At 65.4% G+C, this 20,676-nt stretch carries 13 protein-coding genes; 8 read left to right on the forward strand and 5 right to left on the reverse strand.

Annotation, left to right across the window (positions count from 1 at the left end; translation table 11 throughout):
* Nucleotides 1-198: 198 nt before the first annotated feature.
* From ACFMO5_RS07340 to ACFMO5_RS07360, 5 genes are all read right to left on the reverse strand, one after another.
* A complete protein-coding gene (locus ACFMO5_RS07340; RefSeq protein ID WP_376792103.1) occupies nt 199-576 on the reverse strand; it encodes a response regulator transcription factor in 378 nt (125 codons plus the stop codon).
* Nucleotides 577-688: 112 nt separating this feature from the next.
* Nucleotides 689-6,691, reverse strand: coding sequence for a GAF domain-containing protein (locus tag ACFMO5_RS07345; RefSeq protein ID WP_376792104.1), 6,003 nt, complete (start codon nt 6,689-6,691; stop codon nt 689-691).
* Between the two features lie 64 nt (nt 6,692-6,755).
* Nucleotides 6,756-7,652, reverse strand: a complete 897-nt coding sequence (locus tag ACFMO5_RS07350) for a response regulator (protein WP_376792105.1) — start codon at nt 7,650-7,652, stop codon at nt 6,756-6,758.
* 562 nt (nt 7,653-8,214) lie between these two features.
* Complete coding sequence (locus ACFMO5_RS07355; RefSeq protein ID WP_376792106.1) at nt 8,215-8,562, reverse strand: hypothetical protein; 348 nt, start codon at nt 8,560-8,562, stop codon at nt 8,215-8,217.
* A gap of 152 nt (nt 8,563-8,714) precedes the next feature.
* Complete coding sequence (locus tag ACFMO5_RS07360) at nt 8,715-9,698, reverse strand: P1 family peptidase (protein ID WP_376792107.1); 984 nt, start codon at nt 9,696-9,698, stop codon at nt 8,715-8,717.
* A 145-nt stretch (nt 9,699-9,843) separates the two neighbouring features.
* Here ACFMO5_RS07360 and ACFMO5_RS07365 point away from each other — a divergent pair, with 145 nt between their 5' ends.
* The 8 genes from ACFMO5_RS07365 to ACFMO5_RS07400 all read left to right on the forward strand — a co-directional run bounded on the left by ACFMO5_RS07365 (nt 9,844) and on the right by ACFMO5_RS07400 (nt 20,666).
* On the forward strand, nt 9,844-11,328 hold the full coding sequence (locus ACFMO5_RS07365; RefSeq protein WP_376792108.1) for a LysM peptidoglycan-binding domain-containing protein: 1,485 nt from the start codon (nt 9,844-9,846) through the stop codon (nt 11,326-11,328).
* Between the two features lie 129 nt (nt 11,329-11,457).
* Complete coding sequence (locus ACFMO5_RS07370) at nt 11,458-12,810, forward strand: ATP-binding protein (RefSeq protein WP_376792109.1); 1,353 nt, start codon at nt 11,458-11,460, stop codon at nt 12,808-12,810.
* A gap of 112 nt (nt 12,811-12,922) precedes the next feature.
* Nucleotides 12,923-15,214 (forward strand): ATP-binding protein, encoded by a 2,292-nt coding sequence (locus ACFMO5_RS07375; protein WP_376792110.1) that lies wholly within the window; start codon nt 12,923-12,925, stop codon nt 15,212-15,214.
* A gap of 202 nt (nt 15,215-15,416) precedes the next feature.
* Entirely contained in the window at nt 15,417-16,373 is a 957-nt protein-coding gene (locus tag ACFMO5_RS07380; protein ID WP_376792111.1) for a sugar-binding transcriptional regulator, read from the forward strand.
* Entirely contained in the window at nt 16,366-18,423 is a 2,058-nt protein-coding gene (gene pdhA / locus ACFMO5_RS07385) for a pyruvate dehydrogenase (acetyl-transferring) E1 component subunit alpha (RefSeq protein ID WP_376792112.1), read from the forward strand. Before ACFMO5_RS07380 ends, pdhA begins: the two co-directional genes overlap by 8 nt.
* Before the next feature lie 49 nt (nt 18,424-18,472).
* On the forward strand, nt 18,473-19,762 hold the full coding sequence (locus ACFMO5_RS07390; RefSeq protein WP_376792113.1) for a dihydrolipoamide acetyltransferase family protein: 1,290 nt from the start codon (nt 18,473-18,475) through the stop codon (nt 19,760-19,762).
* Between the two features lie 106 nt (nt 19,763-19,868).
* A complete protein-coding gene (locus ACFMO5_RS07395; protein WP_376792114.1) occupies nt 19,869-20,360 on the forward strand; it encodes a PTS sugar transporter subunit IIA in 492 nt (163 codons plus the stop codon).
* Nucleotides 20,361-20,375: 15 nt separating this feature from the next.
* Nucleotides 20,376-20,666, forward strand: coding sequence for a PTS sugar transporter subunit IIB (locus ACFMO5_RS07400; protein WP_376792115.1), 291 nt, complete (start codon nt 20,376-20,378; stop codon nt 20,664-20,666).
* Nucleotides 20,667-20,676 lie beyond the last annotated feature (10 nt).

The following is a 20,676-nucleotide window of genomic DNA, read 5'->3' on the forward strand; positions in this document are numbered from 1 at the left end:
GGCCGCTTTCAGCGGCCCCACCCACCCCAAAATCCTTCAACTCCCCCTTCCCGCACCAGGGGCGGGCCCGGGCGAGAAGTGGGGTTGCCCGTTCGTCCAAAGTCCAAGCCCAAGGCGCGCGGCCCACATTTGTGAGAAGAACCGGCGCTCAAGCGCCTCACTCCAGACCACAAGACAGAAAGCGAGCCTCCGGCTCATTCAGCGCGTGTTATAACGATCCAGGATGGCCCGCACCTGCTGGATGAGCTCGTCAGGGGCGAAGGGTTTGAGGATGTAGGCGTCCGCCCCGGCCTCCATCCCCTGTCGGATCTCGGATTCCTGCCCCTTGGCGGATAAGAAGACCACGGGAATGGTTCGCGTCTCCTCCTGAGATTTCAGGATGCGGCAGGCCTCATAGCCGGTCATCTTCGGCATGCGAACATCCAAGAGGATCAAATCCGGACGGTGCCGGCGGGCCAGTTCCACCGCTTCCTGGCCGTTGGTTGTTGTGATCACCTGGAAGCCGCCGAATTCCAAGGTAAAAGCGATCAGCTCGCGGATGTCCCGTTCGTCCTCAGCGATCAAGATCCTCGCCATCGCTTGGATTCCTCCCTTTTAAGGTAGGAGTTATACGGTTCGGAACCCGCGAGAGGAGGGGGAGGGCTCTGCCCCCAAAGCCTCCACGAGGAAATCAACCGCGTAACTCCTATCAGGCAGAGGATGAAAGAGCCCCCTCTGGGGGTTCGGCGAGCAACCGCCGGATGGCGGCGACGAATTCTTCGAGGGGGAATGGCTTCAGGAAGAAATCCGCCGCCCCCATCGCCAACGCCTGCCGCCGTTTCCCCATCGGATCTGTGGCGCTGGCCGTCATCATCACCACTGGAATGTCCGCCGTTCGCGGGTTGGCCTTCAGGCGAGCCAGGGCGTCCAGCCCGCTCATCCCGGCGGGCTTAAGATCCAGCAACACCAGACCGGGGTGATGTTCCTCGATCCATCGGAGGGCCTCGGCCGCGTTCCCGAAGGTGGTCACCTCAAACCCCTGACCCTGCAGGGTGTCCTGAAGCAGGCTGCGGGTCCCCACGTCGTCATCCACGATGACGATCCGGGCGTGCCGTCGGGTGTATCGACCCACCACCCGCAGCAACTGCTCGGTGTCCACCGGCTTGCCCAGCACATCGACCGCCCCCAGGCGCACGCCCCGCTGGCGATCGGCCATCACCGAGACGATGATCACCGGGATGTCCGCTGTCGTTGGGTCCGCCTTCAAACGCTCTAGGACAGTGAAGCCATCCAAATCCGGAAGGTAGATATCCAGGGTGATCAGCTGCGGCCGCTCCTCCCGCGCCAGGCGCAACGCTTCTTCCCCCCGATGGGCAACCAGGGTCCGGTATCCGGCCCGCTCCAGATACTGAACTAGCAAATCCGCGATATACCGATCATCCTCCACAATCAGAATGGAAGAGGCTCCATCCGGTCGAATGGGGGCCAGCGCTGGAGCCGGCAGGGTCTCTTCAGGGGCGGGTGTTTTCGGGGCGATCGGGATCGTGAAATGGAAGGTCGATCCCTTCCCCACTTCGCTCTCGACCCAGATCCGTCCGCCGTGGAGCTCTACCAGCGCTTTGACAATTGAAAGACCGAGGCCTGTTCCGGGCGTCTCCTGGACCCGTGGGTCGTCTACACGATAGAAGCGCTCGAAGATGTGGGGGAGGGCTTCCGCTGGGATCCCAATCCCGGTGTCGCGGACCTCCACGTGCACCTCTCCACCCTCCGCCCGCGCACGGACATGGATGGATCCCCCCTCCGGTGTGTATTTGTGAGCGTTGCTGACCAGGTTCATTAGGATCTGGATCAGGCGATCCTTGTCCGCCTGGACCGGTGGGAGAAACTCCGGCAGGTCCAGCTCCAAGCGCTGGTTCTTTTCATCGATGCGAGCCTTCAGCGAGGTCACCACGGCTTCCATCGCCGCCTCGAGGGGCATCGGGCGAAGGTCCAGCTGCAGGCGGCCGCTCTCGATGCGGGAGAGGTCGAGCAGGTCATCCACCAGCAGCTTCAACCGATCGGCGTTGGCTTTCACGATCTGCAGGAAGCGGCGTTGCATCTCTGAAAGCGGGCCAGCGGAGCCGATGAGCAGGAGATCCACATAGCCCTTGATGGAGGTCATCGGGGTCCGGAGCTCGTGGGATACGGTGGAGATGAACTCGGTTTTGGCCCGATCGGCCTCCACCTCCGGCGTGATGTCACGGAACACGGAAACCGTTCCCAGGAACTCGGTGCCCATCATCACCGGGGCCGCGTGAACGGTGATGAAGCGGCCTTCGGGCGCGAGCTCATGGCGCATAAACAGGGTCGGGGGCTGGCCCCGAGGAGAGGCAAGCCATCGGCGCAGGGAGGCCATCCATTCCTGCCAGGCCGGCCCGTAGAGACCGGCGAATTGATGGATCGGGCGGCCTAGGACCTCCTCCCGGCGCAAGCCCAGGATCTGTTCGGCGGCGGCATTCATCATGATCGCCTCGCCCCGGGCGTCCGCCACCAGCACCCCCTCCGCGATGGATTCCAGGATGGCTTGGCGCTTCGACGCTTCCTCCTGGACAGCCCGAAGGGTGTTGCCCAGTCGCTCCGCCTGCTGGGTGATCAGGGTGTAAAGGGCCGCGTTGTTGATGGCCTGGGCCATCTGGGCGGCCACGGTCTCTAACAGCTGGACCCGCTCGGGTTCGAACGGGCGGGGCTCCGGATCGGTAAGCACCAGCGCGCCCAGGACATCGAGCCCCAAGGTCAGCGGAACAATCAGAGCGGTGCGGAAGTGCAGCGCCTGCCAGGGGGCTGGGAGGAGATCGGGTGAGACTTCCACCAGGTTCTGGGTGCGCCGCTGGCGGATAGCCCTTCGGATCGCTCCGGGATCTTCATGGAGGAACCAGGAGCACCCGATCAGGGCAGCGCTGCCCGGGCCGATCCCAGCCCGCACCTGAAGGCGCCCCGTCTCCGGATCCAACAGGATCACGGCGGCGGTCTCTCCCTCATCGATGAGGAAGGAAAGCGCCTGCTGGAGGGTCGCCTCCAGCTCCAGGCTGGCCGTCAGGGCCAGGGTCACCCGATACAGCAATTCCAGATGTCGGTGCCGTGTGGACAGGTCCGCCAGGGCTTTCTCTAGGGCCTCCGTCCGCTCGCGGACCAGTCTTTCCAGCTCCTCGCTGAAGCGACGGGTTTGTTCATAGAGCCGGGCGTTCTCCAGGGCCACCGCGGCCTGTTCCGCCAAGGTTTGAAGCAGAATCTGTTCGGTCTCATCGAAGGCCCCGCGTTCCGGATGCGTCACCGCGATCCACCCAACCGTCTCCCCTCCCGCCCGCATGGGAACCAGGAGCAGCGAACGGATCCCCATGCCTTCCACATCCATGGTCTCCTCCAGATCGCGAAAGTAAAGGGTGCGGTTGGGGGAGCTGGTGCGAGCGATCCGGAGGGGGTCCAGGGTGATCTCCAATGCGGCGTGGATCCTCTCAGGTTGAGGTCCGAACTGGGCCACGATGCGGAGAGCTCCCTCCTCTCCGATCTGGACCACGGCCGCCCATGTCGCATGGCTCAGGAGGGCTGCGGCCTGGGCGATCGCTTCCAGGAGGGTGCTCAGTTCCAGCCGTGCGGCGATCTGACGGCTGGCTTCGTTCAGGCGGGTCAGGGCCTCGATGCGCTGCTTCAGGCCCTCGTAGAGACGCGCGTTCTCGATAATGATGCCGGTCTGGCTGGCCAGCAGCTCCAGCATCTCCGCCGTCTCGCGGGTGGGCGCCCGACCATCCCGGGGCTCGTCCACCGAGATGATTCCCAGCAGGCGTCCGCCCGTCCCGTGGATGGGGACGATCAGAAGGTCCTCCGGATGCCAGCGCGTCGGGTCCGGTCGGGGCTCCCGCGTCGGCGTCGCGGTCCAGGTGTCCAGGAGCTCGGTCAGGTCCTCCGGCTGTCGTTCATAGGGGATGTAGTAGCAGGCCCCCAGTCGGAACTCCTCCCGCAGGAAGATCTGCATATTGCGCCACGGTTGGGTGATCTGGCGCATTCGTTCGAATACGGGGAGGGGGAGCCCGGCCTGAGCCACTCGGCGCAGGACGGGCGGCTCCCCTTCCAGCAGGCTGATCAGGACGCGCTCGAAGCCCAGCGATTCCTGGATCGTGTGGGCGACGGCGTCCAGGGCGTTCTCCAATGGGCGCTCCGAGCGGAGCGCCTGGCTCACCTCCAGCATCCCGCGCATCAGCTCAATACGCTGGCGGTAGCGTTCGCTTCGCCGGGCCTCCTCCGCCAGGCGCATGGCGTTGCCGATGGCCACCGCCGCCTGGGCGGCTAGGGCTTCCAGGAAAGCGATCTGTTCCTCGCTGAAGCCGTGGGGCCGTCGGCTCTGGAGATCCAGGACGCCCACAACCAGCGTCCCATACCAGATGGGCACAGCCACCTCGGAGAGCGTGTCCGGTGTTCCTGCGATGTAATAAGGATCTTGGCGGACGTCGGGGACGAGGACCACTCGGCCGGTTTGGAAGGCCTGGCCGATCAGCCCCTCGCCGGGCCGCTGGCGGTCCAGCCCGCGGGCCCGTAGTTGTTCCAGGGAGAGGTTGCGCAGCAGGCGCGGGCGCAGGAGATCGGTTTCCGGCTCGTACAACAGGATCGCTCCATAATCGGCTCCCGTCACCTGGAACGCTGAATCCAGCACCAGGTTCAGGATGTGATCCAGATCGAGGTTCGCGTTCAGTTCCTGGCCGATGCGGTTCAGGGCGGTCAGCTGGTGAACCCGAGCCTCCAGGCGCTCGCGGACCTCTCGATAGAGCCGTGCGTTCTCGACCGCGATGGCGGCCTGGTGCGCGATGGTCTGCAGAAGCTCCAGATCTTCCTCATCGAAAGCGTTTTCATCCTCCTCGTGCTGGATCGCGAGCATACCGATCGCCCGATCACCGATCCGCATCGGGACGCCCATCCAGACCCGGGCCGGCGTTCCCACCGGCTCGATCCCCAGCGCCATCGCCTGGCCCATCACGTCGCCCCGGAGGAGGAGGGGCCGTCCAGTTCGAATCACGTACTCGGTCAGCCCACGGCCACTGCGTCGCTTGGGTCGCTCCGATAGCCGTTCCCCATGGTGAACATAGAACACAAATGAAACCTCGTCGGACTCCCCATCGTAAAGCGCGACGTAAAAATTGCGGGCGTCCAGGATGCGCCCGAGCGCTTCCTGGATCGTTTCAAAGATCTCATCCGGATCCAGCGCGGCGGTGATCCGCTGCCCGATCTCCACCAGGGCCCGCAGGCGGGCCGCCCGGCGCTGGGCTTGTTCGATCAACTGGAGGTTGTGGAGCGTCGTGCCCAGCACTACCCCAATCGCCGTTCCCAGACGCTCGTCGTCCCGGGTGAACCGGCCTTCCTGCCGGTTGATCAGATGGATCTCCCCGATGGGCTTCTCTCGAGGGATCAAAGGGATGGAGAGGACCGAGCGAACGCCGAAACGGGCGATCAGCTCCCGGTAGGGGGGGATCACCCGCCGATCCTCGGAAGCCCGGTTGGAGCGGAATGGGCGTCCGCTTTGGAAGACGCTGGCGGCGAACACCGGATCCTGCACCGGGAGACGGAACGCCATCGCCTCCGGGGGCCAAGGTCCATAAACGCCGGCCGGATGCGGGGCGAGCTCCTGGCGTTTCGGGTCGTAGAGCAGCACCACCACCCGCTCTACCCGGAACCACTCGGCCAGCTCCGCGACGGATCGGCGTAGGAAATCCGGTAAGGAAGGGGAGACGGCGCTCATCGCGGCGATCCGGAAGAGCACCTCCAGACCCTCCGCATAGCGGTGGGTGGCTTCGTAGAGGCGGACGTTGTGGATCGCGATGGCGGCCTGGGCCGCGATGGCCTCCAGGAGGCGGAGGTGCTCGTTGGTAAAAGCGCCGGCACGGTAGGCGATGAGCTCCAGGGTCCCGATGAACTCCTCCCCTGTTTGCAGGGGAACTCCCAGAAAGGCGCGTGCGGGGAAGCGCTCCAGATCCAGGCGGGGGCGTGCCTCCCTAAAGCGTCGCAGATCCTCGATCAGCAGGGGACGACGGTGCATGGCCAGCCATCCGGTGAGGCCTTCCTCGGGCCGGTAAACCCCGCCGGATTCGGCGAGCCGGGCCACCGCCGAAGGATCCCCGCCGCGGGCCCGTGTGCGCAACCGTCGCTCGCCGGGCTCCCATAGATTGATCTCGGCGAGATCGTAGGGGATCACCTGCTGAATCGCGAACAGGATGGCATCCAAGGTGGATTCCAGATCGAGGGAAGCGCTGAGCAGGCGCGCGATCCCGGTGACCAGGGCCAGTTCGCGGGGATAGGCGGATGGCTCCGGAGGAGACGTGGGACCCTCAGGGACAGGGTGAAGAACGATAAGGTAACCCGATCGCCCATCCAGCGTCAAGGGGAGAACGCGAGCCTGCATCCTCCGCTGGCCGATGAGGGCCGGCTCTCTGGAGCCCCGAAGCCAGCGTTCCAGGATCCCGGGGGGCTGCAGGCGGCTTTCCAGATCGCGGCGGGAGGAAGGGGCGGGGTCGCCTAAATACGCGCGCGCAGCGGCGTTCAAGAGCAGCCGTCCGCCGTCGGCCTCCATCCACAGGATGGGCTCCCCCCATCGCTCCAGAAAGGATCCTTCCTCATCCCCTGCTCTCGGATCAGAGGGATAGGGGCTTCTGAAGTCTAAGATCCGTCGCAGGCGTTGAAGCCACGCCATCCGGGGCTTCCCTCCCAGAGAATGCGAAAGAGCAGGTTAGGCGCCTTCGGCTTTCCTGAGACCTTTACAGCAGTATCATTTCCTTCCGACGCGCTTCCGCCGCGATCTCTGTGAGCTCCCGGATATCGTTGAAGATGGAATCCCCTGCTCGGACGATCCCAATCGCCAAGGTCATCAGGGGGACGCGCTTTTCGTTCCCTTCCCGGTCAGTGAGCACCAGGTAACCTCGCTCTCGGTCCGGGAAGGCGTAATGGGTGCCCACCCCCTCGGCGAAGCGCTGGCGGAGCGCCTGGGCGATGGCCGCCGCCCGTTCCACGTGGGTGATGATCACAAAATCGTCTCCTCCGACGTGGCCGATGAAGTCCTGAGGTGTCCCCAGGGCGTCCACCACCTCTCCCATCAGCATCGCCGTCCAGCGCAGCACCTCGTCCCCGGCCACGAAGCCGTAGACCTCCTGGAAAGCATCCAGGCCGTTGATCCCGATGTAGAGGAGCGCCCAGTCGGAGCGACGGAGGAGGGCCCGTAATTGGTCCTCGATCAGGCGCCCGCTGGGCAGGCCGGTGACCGGGTTGGTCAGGCTCTCCCGTTCCGCCCGCCGGATGGTGTTCTGGACCCTCAGGCGCAGCTCCTCGATGTCGAAGGGCTTCGTGATGTAATCATCGGCGCCGAGTTCCAGGCCGGCGATGCGGTCGCTCCGCTCATCGCGCTGGGTGAGGAAGATGATGGGGATGTGGCTGGTGCGCGAATTGGTGCGTAGCCTACGGCAAACCTCATACCCGTCGATGTCCGGGAGGATAATGTCCAGGATGATGAGGTGGGGGAGTTGCTGGCGGGTTCTCTCCAGCGCCTCATGGCCTCGGGCCGCTGTCTGGACCTCGTAGTCCAGGGAGGTGAAGTAGACCTTCAACAGGTTGGCGATGTCCGGATCATCCTCGACCACCAGAATCCGCCCTTTGCTCATGCGGGCCTCCCTGTGTAGGACGAGCGATTAAGCTTCTGCAACTACAGCTGAACACAGCGCTGCGGAGGGAACATCGATCAGACAAAACGCCGCAAAGGAAGAAACGTTAAGAGAAAAGGCCCCGCGCTTGGCCTGTGTGGGCGAATTTTCCGTGAGGTTCAAAATATTAAACCGGCAAGCCGGGGCCTTAGGTTGCCCAGATCTTCGGTAAATTCTAACCGAAGCCTCTAGGCGTCTGGGAAGAGCTATGCTCCAGCCTGTAGGTTAATTTTATTCTAACCCCAATGGGCGAAAGAGGGAAACAGAACCCCACCGCGGTGAGAGCCGTCCAGCCCATCAGCCGCTATGCACCGATTTTGGACAAATCCGCCCATATCCTCCATTGAGGAGATTTTGGGGTCGGCGGGGCCACCTTCGGGAGCTTCGTCTCCAAAAACATCTTGCATCTTTCTTCGCGGCCCTCCGGACCATGGGGGGAGATGCAGGGGAGTGGGGCCCTTCCGCCTCCCCGTGGGAGCTCCGAACCGAATAGGATCAGGCCGAATCGTTACGGAACTTCTATCTAAATCAACCCGAACCCCAGGCCGATGGCGAGGCAGAGGAGGGCCGCGAGCCCGAACCGCCAGGTCACGGTCATCCAAGGGGCATAGCGGGCCCGCTGATTATGAATGACCTCCGCGAGAGGACGCTGTTCCCGGAGGGCCTCCCAGGGCGCGGCCATGTTGCTGCCGATCTCGGCGACCGCCGGGAACGCAGCGATCAGAAAGTAAACCAGGCCGATCCAGAACAGGTTGTCGGAGATCCGATGGAACGTGATCCCTCCCTGGATCCCGCTGAGGAGCACCGCCAATCCCAGCGCGAGCCCTGTCAGCCCGATGATCTCCATTCCTCCTCGGTAGAAGCGGGACATCTGAGCGCTCCTTTCTCGCCTGACTGCGGACGGATCCTCCCGTCTTGGAACACGCGAGGTGAGGCACCCACAAGGGGTGCTCCTACCTCATTGTGCGGCCACATCCAACCGAAATTCCCCGTGGAAAAAATCATCCCCACGTGTCGGGTTAGCTACCGAAGATCCCGCCATGCCGGAATCCCCGCGACGCTTTCCGCAGCCTGGATGGCCCGGACGACCGCCTCGGCCACGGCTTCGGCCGCGAAGGCTCCCACGATGCTCACATCCGCTTCCTTCTCGCCGGTGGCCAGGGTGAAGATTGTGTCGCCGTCCAACATCGTGTGGGCGGGGCGGATGGTACGGGCGAGGCCGTTGTGGGCCATCTGCGCCACCTTGTTGGCTTCTTCCTTGGTCAACGCCGCGTTGGTGGCGACCACGCCGATCACCGTGTTCTCCGGGATCCGTCGACGGAAGCTCAGCGAGACCTGGCCGGCCAGGATCCGCAGGACGGCCATGGTGTCGGCGAACCCCTGACCGTCCGGGCGTCGGGCGCCGGCCAGGATGGCCCCCGTATCGGGGTCCACCACATCGCCCAGGGCGTTCACCGCTACCAGCGCGCCGACGAGGATCCCTTCCCCGATTTCCAAACAGGTCGTGCCGATCCCCCCCTTCATCGCGTATTGCATCCCCAGGATCTTCCCCACCGTCGCCCCGGTTCCGGCGCCCACGTTCCCTTCGGGGACCGGCCCATCGGTCGCGGCCAGGCACGCCGCGTAGCCCATCGCGGCGTCCGGCCGGACCCGGGGATCGCCGATCCCCAGGTCATAGAGGATCGCGGCCGGGACGATCGGAACCCGTCCGCCAGGGGTCTCGAAGCCCACCCCACGCTCCTCCAGATACCGCATCACCCCAGTGGCGGCGTCCAGGCCGAAGGCGCTGCCCCCCGCCAGCACCACCGCGTGGACTTCCTGGACCAGGTGCATGGGGCGCAGCGCATCGGTCTCCCGCGTCCCCGGCGCGCCGCCCCGCTGGTCCATCCCCGCCACCGCGCCTTTCTCGCAAAGCACCACGGTTACTCCGGTCAGCGCCTGAAGATCCTGGGCATGGCCCACCCGAATCCCTGGCACATCGGTGATGGCACGATAACGTAGCGCCATTTCCCCCTCCCGATCGTGGGCATCCTCGAGCCTATGGAACCTTTCCCCGCGGATATTGAAGCGTCCATCCCCATCTTACACCAGGGGATGGATTCCGATTGCGTGAGGGAAGAGGCCTTCGTATCCTTGGTGAGGGAGGTCCGATATGCGGGGAAAGCAGGCCGGTGCAGCGGCGCGATGGGCCCTGGTGCTGTTTGGGGGATGGGTCGCCGTGGCGATGGTGGCATGCGGAGGGTATAGGGGCCCCAGGGAGAACGCCGCGGAGGGGCGTTCCAGCCCCCAGCCAGCGAGGACGTCTCTGACCCTCAAGACGCCCACTCCGGATCCACCCCGCCCGGGAGTCCCCCCGGAGCGGGAGTTGTATCTGGTGCAGGCCGGAGATACGCTGAGCGCCCTGGCCCAGCGGTTCCAGACCACTGTCGGGGCCATCCTCGCTTCGAACCCGGGGATTGATCCCTCCCGCCTCATGGTTGGGCAGCCCCTATGGATGCCTGTGGGGGTTAAGGAGCAAGGGCCAGCCCTCAAGCTGATCCCGGATTCGGAGCTGGTCTACGGCCCGGCTTATCTGGATTTCTCCGTCTCCGAGACGGTTCGTCGGTTTGGAGGCTATTTGAGCCGCTATCAGGAGACCATCGGCGGGCGGACGCGGAGCGGGATCGAGATCCTGGAGGAAGTGGCGCGGAACCACGGCGTAGGCCCGCGGGTGTTGCTGACCCTGCTCGAGATGCAGAGCGGCTGGGTCCGCGGGGAGCCGGCGGATGAGCGGGCCCGGCTGTATCCGATGGGGTGGGCACGGCCGGGGTATGAAGGGCTTTTCCGACAGCTGAACTGGGCTGCCGACCGACTGAACGACGGCTACTACGGCTTCAAAGGACGCTCGATGTGGACGATCCGTTTCGCCGATGGGCGGCGGGTTCGCGTGGCGGATGGGCTGAATGCAGGGACCGTGGCGGTGCAGAGCTTCCTGGCGGCGGTGCGGCCTCCGGAGGACTGGGCTCAGGCCGTGGGACCTCAAGGGTTCCCCGTGATCTATCGCGCGCTCTTCGGCGAGCCCTTCCGCGAGGAGCCTGTGCGGTCGGTTCCGCCGGAGCCGGCATGGCGGTTGCCTTGGGCGGACGGGGAGCGGTGGTATTTCACGGGCGGGCCGCACGGCGGATGGGGGAACGGGGCCGCGTGGGGCGCGTTGGACTTCGCGCCGCCGGATGTCGAGGGATGCGCCCCGTCCCGCTATTGGGTGCGGGCGGCGGCCGACGGCGTGGTGGCGCGGACCGGGGAGGGGGTGGTGGTCCTGGATACCGATGGAGATGGTCGGGAGGAGACCGGCTGGGTAATGGTCTATCTGCACATCGCGGCCGAGGGACGGATCCCGCCCGGCGTCCGGGTCCGGGCTGGGGATCCGTTGGGACATCCCTCCTGCGAAGGTGGGTTTGCGGATGCTGCCCACATCCATCTGGCCCGCCGCCTGAATGGGGAGTGGGTGCCCATCGAGCCGGGGCGCCCCTTCCGTCTCGGCGGCTGGGAAGCGCTCCCCAGCCTCACGCTCTATGAGGGGGTGCTGGTGCGAGGAGAGGAGCGGAAGGTCGCCTGCGCTTGCAAGGATGAGGATCGGAACGGGCTCCAGGCCCCTTGATCGTCTTCAGCCGGACGGATGGACGGCGCTTGCCGATGCCCTCGATGGGATGGGGAGGAGAAATGTTTTCCCGTTGGTTTGCAATATAATGGGCATAGATCGTTGGGCGGCTATAGGGGAGCTCGATGTATGGACGGTTTGCGAAAGCCCGGGGCATTGGTGGCGTTTTTGAGGGATCCGGATCCTCTCCAGATCGCCGAGAACTTGGTTGCTTTCGCAAACACCGACGGCGGCCTCCTGGTGATCGGGGTGGATCTGGAGGGGAGAGCGGTGGGGGTGGAACCGGAGGAGGTCGAAGACGCCCTTCGACAGGCGCTGCTCCGTTGTCGGCCTCCCGTTCAGACCCGATGGGAACAGAACGAGGCGGATGGAAGAACGGTCGTCCTGCTCCACGTTCCCCGCAGCCCGGAGCTTCACACCTTGGACGATGGGCGGGTGCTGATCCGACGGGGCGCGGAGAACCGTCCGTTGGAAGGACGGGAGATCCAGCAGCTGGCCGCCACGAAGTCCGTTGGGGACTACGAGGCGGAAGTGGTCCCGGGGGCAACGCGGGAGGATTTCGACGAGGCCATGATCGAGGAGTACCTTGCCAAGCGGGAGGCTCGCCAGCGCCGACGGATCGGTGGGACGGTGGAGGAGCTCCTGGTCGAGATCGGGGCCATAGCTCCGGACGGGCGGCCGACGGTGGCCGGGCTGCTGTTGTTCGGAAAGCAGCCCCAGCGGTTCCTGCCCCAGAGCGGCGTGGTCTTTGTGAAATACCCGGGGACGACTCCCCATGGCGACGAAGGGTTGCCGGGCTACGCCCGCCGGGAGGAGATCGGCGGCCCGCTGGCGCGGGTGATCGAGCGCACCTGGGAGATCGTGTGGGAGGAGATGCAGCTGGGCGCGGTGGTGCGAGGCTTGGAGCGGGAGGAGCGGCCGGAATACCCGCCCTTCGCGGTGCGGGAGGCGATCGTCAATGCGGTCTGTCATCGGGATTACCGGCTGCGGGGCCGCCGCATTGAGATCCGCAAGTTCGCCGATCGTCTGGAGGTGAGCAGCCCTGGAGGGTTGCCCGGCCACATCACCCTGGACAACATTGTGGACGAGCATTATTCCCGCAACCCGCGGATCGTCTCCGGGCTCTTCTACTGGGGGTATATCGAGGAGCTCGGTCTGGGGATCGATCGGATGATCGAGGAGATGCTCCGCGCCGGCCACCCCCAGCCGAAGTTCATCGCCCAGCCTTACTCGTTCACCGTGATCCTCTATAACCGGCAGGAACGTCCTCCTGTCCCTCGCGGGGAGCCCTCGATGAATGAGCGCCAGCTCAAGGCGCTGCAGTACATCCGTGAACATGGGCGCATCACCAACCGGGAATACCAACAGCTGTGCCCCGGGGTCTCCCCCGAGACCCTTCGCCTGGACCTGGTCGATCTGGTTCGGCGAGGGATCCTCCTGAAGATTGGGGAGAAACGGGGTACTTACTATATCCTTAAGTAGTGCCTCCTCCGCTCTCCCGGCGGCCCAAAAGGCCGCCGGGAGAGCGCAGAAGGGGGAAGGGGCGGCTTCGCTATTTCCCAAGGATTTCCCAAACGGGGTTTGGGATAACAATATGGTTAACTGGATACCGCCGTTTCCGGTTATTGGGGGGATCCCCATCGGGATCCTCTTGGCATTATGCCTGGTGGGAGTGTATGGTGGGCTTCTCCTCGGGGTTGGGAGAGAGCGGCCAGCCGGCCTGATCCAGGAGGTGGGGCCTTATTTAGGCCTAGGGCTTCTCTGGCAAGGTTTGTGGACGATAGCGCTCTGGGAAGGGGTGCTCCCTCTGGTACGGTTCACCGCATGGAACCTCTCCGGTCTTCTCCTCTCGTGCCTCCCTCTGGCCGCCTGGTTGTGGATCTGGACGTTCCTGGGGCGTCCGCTTCCTCGCCATGTCCTGATGTGGATGGGCCTGGCGGGCGGGATAGCGCTCATGGCCGCCACGCTTCCCTACCGGCCGGAAACCGCAGTGGGGATACAGGCCTGGTGGCGGGCCGCTCGCTGGCCTGGCGATCCGGCGCTGGCCTCCTGGGCGATCCGGGAGGGGATTTGGGGGATCGGCACGGCTGTGGGGTTAGCCCACCTCGGGCAAGCGTATCTTCGCACCACACGGCCGCTCCATCGGAACCGGCTCGCCTATGGGCTGCTGGGCGCTTTGCTGGTGACGTTAGGGGAAATCCTGGCATGGACGCCTCGGGGGGATTGGATCCCGTTGGGTTGGATCGTGCGGTCCGCTGGGATAGGCATGATCTGGCTTCTGTTCCGGCTCCCGGAGTTGCCCCCGCTGCAACGCATCGCCCGGGCGCTCCTGATGTTCACGATCAGCTGGATCGCCCAAGGAGGGCTGATCCTGGGCATCCTGTCCGGGTTCCAGCTCGTGCGAGAGGGGCATCTCGAACCGATCCCGACGCTGGTGGAGCTTTCGCTGATCGCCTTAGGGATCGCGCTGGTTCAACGGACGATCGGTTGGCTCCTGCACCAGTGGCTCCAACGTCGCCTGATGCCTTCCGTGGAGGATCCCGCCGCACTGGTCCGCCGCTACAGCCAGGCGATCAGCAACCTGCTGGACGTAACCCAGGTGACGCAGGCAGCGTTCGGGGTGCTGGGGGATGCTTTCAGCCTCCGGCGAGGGCTGTTGTTGCTTCTTGAGGAACAGCCGGATGGTTGGATCAGCGCCCGGGCTGTCGCTGGCCTGGGGGAAGCGCCGGAGGATCCGGGCCGGCTCGCTCTGGATAGCCCCATCCTGAAGGCATGGCAAGAAGGCCGTTCTCTCACCCAATATCAGATCGACTTCTGGACAGCGTTCCAGCAGGCGAACCCGGAGGAGCGGCGCTGGCTGCAGGAGCTGGGCGTGGAGCTCTTCGTCCCGATCCGGGCCCAGGCGGTGCTGCTGGGCTGCCTGGCTCTGGGGGCGCGTGGAGGGATCGCCACGTATAGCCCGGCGGAGCTGGATCTATTGGCCTCGATCGCGGAGCAGACGGCGACCGTGTTGCAGAACATCCGCCTGGTGGAGGACCTGCGGCGTTTGAACGCCCGCCTGGCACAGCTGAACGAGGACCTGGCGCGCACGGCGCAGCGGTTAGAGAAACTGGATCGGACCAAGACCCACTTCATCGAGATCGCCTCTCATGAGCTGCGCACGCCCCTCACGCATATCCGCGGGTATGCGGATCTTCTGGCGGAGGCCTTGGGAGAGCGCCCGGAGGCCGATGGAACCCTGGAGCGGATCCTGCAGGGCCTTCGCCGGTCGGCTATACGGCTGGAGGAGATCGTCAACGCTATGCTGGATATCTCCCAAATCGACGCTGAGGCCTTGTCCATTTATCCGATCTCCATTCAGATCCCCACCCTGATTCGTATGGCGGTGGAGCCGTTGGAGGGGGCGATCACCGAGCGGCGCCAGCGCTTGATTATCGAGCCCTTGGATAATCTCCCCGTGATCCATGGGGATCTCACCCGTCTGGTCCAGGCCCTGCGTCACCTGGTGCAGAACGCCATTAAATTCACGCCGGATGAAGGGACGATCACCATCCACGCTCGGGTTGTCTCCCCGGAGGAAGCAGGGGGTTCCTCCGGCTATGTGGAGATCGCCGTGCAGGATACTGGAATCGGGATCGACCCGGATGAGCAGGCGTTGATTTTTGAGAAGTTCTATCGGGTGGGGCCGATTGAGCTGCATTCCACTGGATCTGTGAAGTTTAAGGGAGCGGGCCCGGGACTGGGGTTGCCCATCGCGCGGGGGATTATCGAGGCTCACGGTGGGCGGATCTGGGTGGAGAGCCCGGGCCACGATGAAGCTCGGTGCCCGGGGAGCACGTTCTACATCTGGCTTCCCATTGGGAAGTCGGGGGAAGCCGATCAATGAGCGTTTGCCTTTGAGGATGGATGAGACGCCTCATGCATCCGCACGTCTTGAGGATCCCTCTCTTCTGGAGAACAGGCGCTAAAGCACCCCCGACCCTGAAGACCCCCAAGGACTGTAAAACTTCAAAACGTCCCTTGACAACTTCCCCGCTTCTGCCTACAATGTCTCAAAAGTTGACTTCAGATTCACATTTGTGAACCCCATGGACGACGAGCGGCTGGCGGAGATTGCGTCCTGGTATTATGAGGAGGGCTTGGATCAGGCGGCGATCGCCCGGCGGCTGGGCTGCTCGCGCTCGATGGTCTCCCGGTACCTCAAAGCGGCGTGGGCCCGCGGGCTGATCGAGATTCGGGTTCGCCATCCCCTGAAAATCAACCTCCATCTGGCGAACGCGTTGCGAAGCGCTTTCCCCCTGAAAGAGGCCCTTGTCCTGGCCCATCCCCCCGCGGACCCTCGCTTGCTCCTGCGCCGTCTGGGGGAGCTGGGCGCTCAGGCCCTGCGCCAGCGGCTACGCCCCGGGATCCGGATTGGGGTGAGCTGGGGGACGGCGGTGTACGAGGTGGTGCGGGCGATGCCAGAGGCTCCGACGCCGGGCGGCCAGGTGATCCAGATCATCGGCGCCCTGGGTGCCGGTGACCCCATGATCGACGGGCCGGAACTCGCCCGTTGGCTGGCCGAGAAGCTGGAGGTCCCTGTCCGCCATCTCCACGCCCCACTGCTGGTAGAGAGCGAGGCGGTGGCGAGGGCGCTGCGGGGGGAGCGGGCGATCGCCGAAACGCTGGCCATGGCCCGCAAGGTCCACGTGGCCCTCATCGGCATCGGCTCGGTGGACCCCCGGCTTTCCAGCCTGCGGCGGGCTGGCTATCTCACGGAGGGGGAGCTGGAGGCGTTACGAGCGGCCGGGGCGGTAGGGGACATCCTGGCTCGGGCGTTGGATGGGGAGGGACAGCTGTTGGATCATCCGCTCAACCGGCGGGTGATCGGGCTGGAGCCGGAGGCGCTGCGCCGGATCCCCACGGTGATCGCCGTGGCGGGGAGTGCGGCGAAGGCGCCGGCCATCCGGGCGGCGTTGCGCGGCGGCTATGTGGACGTGTTGGTGACCGACGCGGAGGCGGCCGCTGCCGTGTTAACTCTGGAAGGAGCGAAGGTTTATGCGTGAGCCATCCATAGTGCCCGCTGCGGAAATGGCCATCGATCTTCCCCGGGAGCGTTTGCTCGACTGGCTCTACCAGATGCATCTCATCCGAGCTTTCGAAGAGACGGTGGAGCAGCTTTACGCGGCGGGGAAGATGCACGGCACGATGCACCTTTCCATCGGCCAGGAGGCGGTAGCGGTAGGGGCGATCGCCGCCCTGCGGCCGGACGATTACATCACCTCGACCCACCGAGGCCACGGCCATGCGATCGCGAAGGGCCAGGATATCCGGGCGATGCTGGCGGAGTTGTTGGGGAAGGAAACGGGGATCTGCCGAGGCCGGGGTGGGTCGATGCACTTGGCGGACCTGGAGCGGAGGAACCTCGGGGCCAATGGGATCGTCGCCGGTGGGATCCCGATCGCTGTGGGGGCCGGCCTGAGCATTCGGCTTCAGGGAGAAGATCGGGTGGTGTTGTGCTTCTTCGGGGACGGGGCGGCCAACCATGGGAACTTCCACGAGGGATTGAACATGGCCGCCATCTGGCGGCTGCCGGTGATCTTCCTCTGCGAAAACAACCAGTACGCCATGTCCATGCCCATCCAAAAGGCGATGGCCGTGCCCCGAGTGGCCGATCGGGCAGCCGCCTATGGGATCCCTGGGGAGACAGTGGACGGCATGGACGTCCGGGCGGTTTACGAGGCGGTGCGAAGGGCGGTCGAACGGGCCCGCCGGGGGGAGGGTCCCACGCTGATTGAGGCGATCACCTACCGCTACAAGGGACATTCCAAGAGCGACCGCCAGGTATACCGCACGAAGGAGGAGGTCCAGGCCTGGATGGCGCGGGACCCCATCGCCCGATTCCGGGCCTGGTTGATGGAGCAGGGCTGGCTCTCTGAAGAAGAAGCGATGGCGTTGGAGGCGCGGGCCCGGCAGGCGATCGAGGAGGCCTTGCGGGCGGCCGAGGCGGATCCGGAACCCTCCGTGGTCCAGCTGACGGAGGGGGTCTACGCGGAGGACCCTTCGATCCCCCCTCGCTGGATCCAACGAGCCTTCGGGCCGGAGGCGGCGGTGGAGCCATCCCCAGGGACCCGGGAGCTCTCCTATGCGGAGGCCTTGCGGGAGGCGATGGCCCAGGCGATGGCCGCCGACGAGCGGGTCTTCTTGCTGGGGGAGGACATCGGCGTCTACGGCGGCGCCTTCGGGGTGACGCAGGGGTTGATCGACCGGTTCGGGCCGGAGCGGGTCCGCGACACGCCGATCTCGGAGAACACCATCGTCGGGGCCGGGTTGGGGGCCGCCCTCACCGGGATGCGGCCCATCGTGGAGATGCAATTCATGGACTTCGTCACCTTGGCGATGGAGCAGACGGTGCTTCAGGCGGCCAAGGTGCGCTACATGTTCGGCGGGAAGGCACGGGTCCCCCTGGTGCTGCGGCTGCCGGGGGGCTCGGGGACGGGTGCGGCGGCCCAGCATTCGGAGAGCCTGGAGGCGTGGTTTGTCCATGTCCCTGGGCTGAAGGTGGTGGCGCCGGCCACGCCCTATGACGCCAAAGGGTTGTTGCTGGCCGCTTTGGCCGATGAGAACCCGGTGATCTTCGTGGAGCATAAGCTCCTCTACCGGACCCGGGGACCGGTGCCGGAGATCCCCTACGTCGTTCCCTTAGGCCGGGCGGTGGTGCGGCAGCCGGGGCGGCATGTGACCATCGTGGCCTATTCGGTGATGGTGCTACGGGCCTTGGAAGCTGCCGAGCGGCTGGCGGCGGAGGGGATTGAGGCGGAGGTGATCGATCTGCGTACGCTGAAGCCTTACGACGCGGAGACGGTCATCGCCTCGGTGAAGAAGACAGGGCGGCTGCTGATTGTACATGAGGCCCCGCTTCTCGGGGGCTTCGGTGGGGAGCTGGCTGCCCATATCGCCCAGAGCGAGGCGTTCGCTTACCTGGAGGCGCCCATCGTCCGGCTGGGCGGGGCGGACGTCCCGATCCCTTACCACCCCCGGCTGGAGCGCGCGGCAGTGCCCCAGGTGGAGGACATCATCGAGGCCGCCCGGCGGCTGGCGCGGCTGGAGATTTAAAGAAGCGAGCACCTTAGCACCCAACGATCAGCAGAGCTCGAGGCGCGCGATGCCGGTCCCAGTGATCATGCCGAAATTCGAGATGGCCCAGGAGAGCGGGAAGGTCCTCCGCTGGCTGAAGCAGGAAGGAGACGCGGTCACAAAGGGTGAGGCCATCCTGGAGGTCGAGACTGACAAAGTGGCCATGGAGGTGGAGGCGCCGGCCAGCGGAACCCTAGTGGGGATCCGCGTGGGTCCGGGGGAGGTGGTGCCCATCGGCCAACCCATCGCCTACATCCTGCTGCCAGGGGAGGCTTGGGCGGAGGCGCCAGCGCCCTCCCAACGTGCCCCACAGGCCACGCCGCTGGCGGAGCGGATGGCCCAGGCCCATGGGGTGGACCTCGCCGCGGTGCCGGGCACCGGCCCGGGGGGTCGGGTAACGAAGGCCGACGTGGAAGCTTATCTGGTCCAACGGGGGTTGGAGGCTACCCCAGGGGGGAAGATCCGGGCGGCGCCCGCGGCCCGGCGGCTGGCTCGGGAGCTGGGGGTGGACCTGCAGGCGGTGGAGGGGACGGGTCCCGGGGGGCGAATCCAGTCGGTGGATGTGCAGCGAGCGGCAGAAGCCATGCTCCGGGGGATAGAGGCGGAGGCCCCTGCGCGGCCGGCCGTTCGCCGACGGATCCCCTTGACGGGGATGCGGCGGGCCATCGCGGAGCGGATGACCCGGAGCGTTCGGGAGGCGCCCCAGTTCACGGTCAGTGTGGACGTGGTGATGGATCGGGCGCTGGCGGTGGTGGAGGAGCTCTCCGCCTGGGCGGAGCGGGAGGAGGGCATCCGGGTGACCCTGACCGCCCTGCTGATCCGGGCCTGCGCCTGGGCCTTACGGCGGCATCCCGCGCTCAACGCGACCCTCGAGGGGGAGGAGCTCTTAGAGTGGGAGGATGTGAACATCGGGGTGGCGGTGGCGGTGCCCGAGGGGCTGGTGGTGCCGGTGGTGCACCGGGCCGATCAGCTGGGCTTGTTGGCCATCGCCCGCGCGCTGGAGGAGAAGGCGGGGCGCGCGCGAGAGGGGCGGCTGCGGCCGGAGGATCTGCAAGGGGGGACCTTCACCCTCTCGAACTTGGGGATGTACGGCGTGGACCATTTCACGGCAATCCTCAACCCACCCCAAGCGGCGATTTTGGCGGTGGGACGGGTGGCGAAGCGGCCGGTAGTCGGGGAGGGAGATCGCGTGGAGGTCCGGCCGATGGCCACCCTGACCCTTACCGCAGACCATCGCATCGTGGACGGCGCCCAAGCGGCGCGGTTCCTGGAGGACCTGCGGACGGCCCTGGAGCGGCCGGGGATTCTGTTGGGGTAAGGCGCTGTGTCGGCAAGACCTACTCGGAGCATGGCCCTTTAGTGCTCGCTTCCATTGGTGAAGAACAGTGAGCGCCCTTTCCCGTGTTGAGACCCGGAGGTGAGAAATGGGCCAGGAGCAGCGGGAGGCTCCCGTCGCGCAGGGGGTGGCGCTGTCGCCGCGCCTGATATCGCTGCGAATGCGGGCCGTCTCGGCTGAGGAGGTCATCCGCCGTCTGGCAGCGCTCCTGGAAGAAGAAGGGTTCGTTCGGCCCTCGTTCGTGGAGGCGGTTCTGGAGCGGGAGCGAACGAACCCAACAGGCCTCCCGCTAGCAGGAGATCTCCACGTAGCGATCCCCCATGCCGACGTTGAGCATGTCATCTCCCCAGCCCTGGCGATTGCCACCTTAGAGCACCCGGTGCTCTTCCGGAACATGGTGAATCCGGAGGAAACGGTCCCAGTCTCGGTGGTCATTGTGATGGCACTTAATGAGCCTCACGGCCAAGTTGAGATGCTGCGGCGTCTGGCGGAGCTGTTTCAAGATCCGGAGCGTGTGCGACAGATCTACGAAGCAGGTTCTCCTGAGGAATTGATCGAACGGCTTAATCTGAATACTTGATCTCAGGAGGTGCTTATGACCCAACCGAAGCGTGTCCTTGTAGCTTGTGGAACGGCGATTGCCACTTCGACGGTTGTTGCCAAAGCCATTGAGGAGGGACTGGCAGCGCGAGGCATTCCGGTGATCACCCGCCAGTGCAAGGCCGCTGAAGTGCCCGCGCTGGCGAAGGAATTCGACTTGGTGGTAACCACCACGCCGGTGCCTCAGGATTTGGGCGTCCCGGTGATCCAGACCCTCGCATTTCTGACAGGGATCGGCAAGGATCAGGTGTTGGATCAGATCGCCGAGATCCTCCGGAGGGGCTAGGAGGATCTCC

This window comes from Thermoflexus sp. (genome assembly GCF_042408365.1).
GTDB lineage: Bacteria > Chloroflexota > Anaerolineae > Thermoflexales > Thermoflexaceae > Thermoflexus.

Bases quoted from the DNA above. Each gene is read 5' to 3' on its own strand.
- ACFMO5_RS07390 (WP_376792113.1), top strand. From the start codon at position 18,473: ATGCCGGTCCCAGTGATCATGCCGAAATTCGAGATGGCCCAGGAGAGC.
- ACFMO5_RS07380 (WP_376792111.1), top strand. From the start codon at position 15,417: ATGGACGACGAGCGGCTGGCGGAGATTGCGTCCTGGTATTATGAGGAG.
- ACFMO5_RS07350 (WP_376792105.1), bottom strand. From the start codon at position 7,652: ATGAGCAAAGGGCGGATTCTGGTGGTCGAGGATGATCCGGACATCGCC.
- ACFMO5_RS07355 (WP_376792106.1), bottom strand. From the start codon at position 8,562: ATGTCCCGCTTCTACCGAGGAGGAATGGAGATCATCGGGCTGACAGGG.
- ACFMO5_RS07340 (WP_376792103.1), bottom strand. From the start codon at position 576: ATGGCGAGGATCTTGATCGCTGAGGACGAACGGGACATCCGCGAGCTG.
- ACFMO5_RS07375 (WP_376792110.1), top strand. From the start codon at position 12,923: ATGGTTAACTGGATACCGCCGTTTCCGGTTATTGGGGGGATCCCCATC.
- ACFMO5_RS07360 (WP_376792107.1), bottom strand. From the start codon at position 9,698: ATGGCGCTACGTTATCGTGCCATCACCGATGTGCCAGGGATTCGGGTG.
- ACFMO5_RS07400 (WP_376792115.1), top strand. From the start codon at position 20,376: ATGACCCAACCGAAGCGTGTCCTTGTAGCTTGTGGAACGGCGATTGCC.
- ACFMO5_RS07395 (WP_376792114.1), top strand. From the start codon at position 19,869: ATGGGCCAGGAGCAGCGGGAGGCTCCCGTCGCGCAGGGGGTGGCGCTG.
- ACFMO5_RS07345 (WP_376792104.1), bottom strand. From the start codon at position 6,691: ATGGCGTGGCTTCAACGCCTGCGACGGATCTTAGACTTCAGAAGCCCC.
- ACFMO5_RS07365 (WP_376792108.1), top strand. From the start codon at position 9,844: ATGCGGGGAAAGCAGGCCGGTGCAGCGGCGCGATGGGCCCTGGTGCTG.
- pdhA (WP_376792112.1), top strand. From the start codon at position 16,366: ATGCGTGAGCCATCCATAGTGCCCGCTGCGGAAATGGCCATCGATCTT.
- ACFMO5_RS07370 (WP_376792109.1), top strand. From the start codon at position 11,458: ATGGACGGTTTGCGAAAGCCCGGGGCATTGGTGGCGTTTTTGAGGGAT.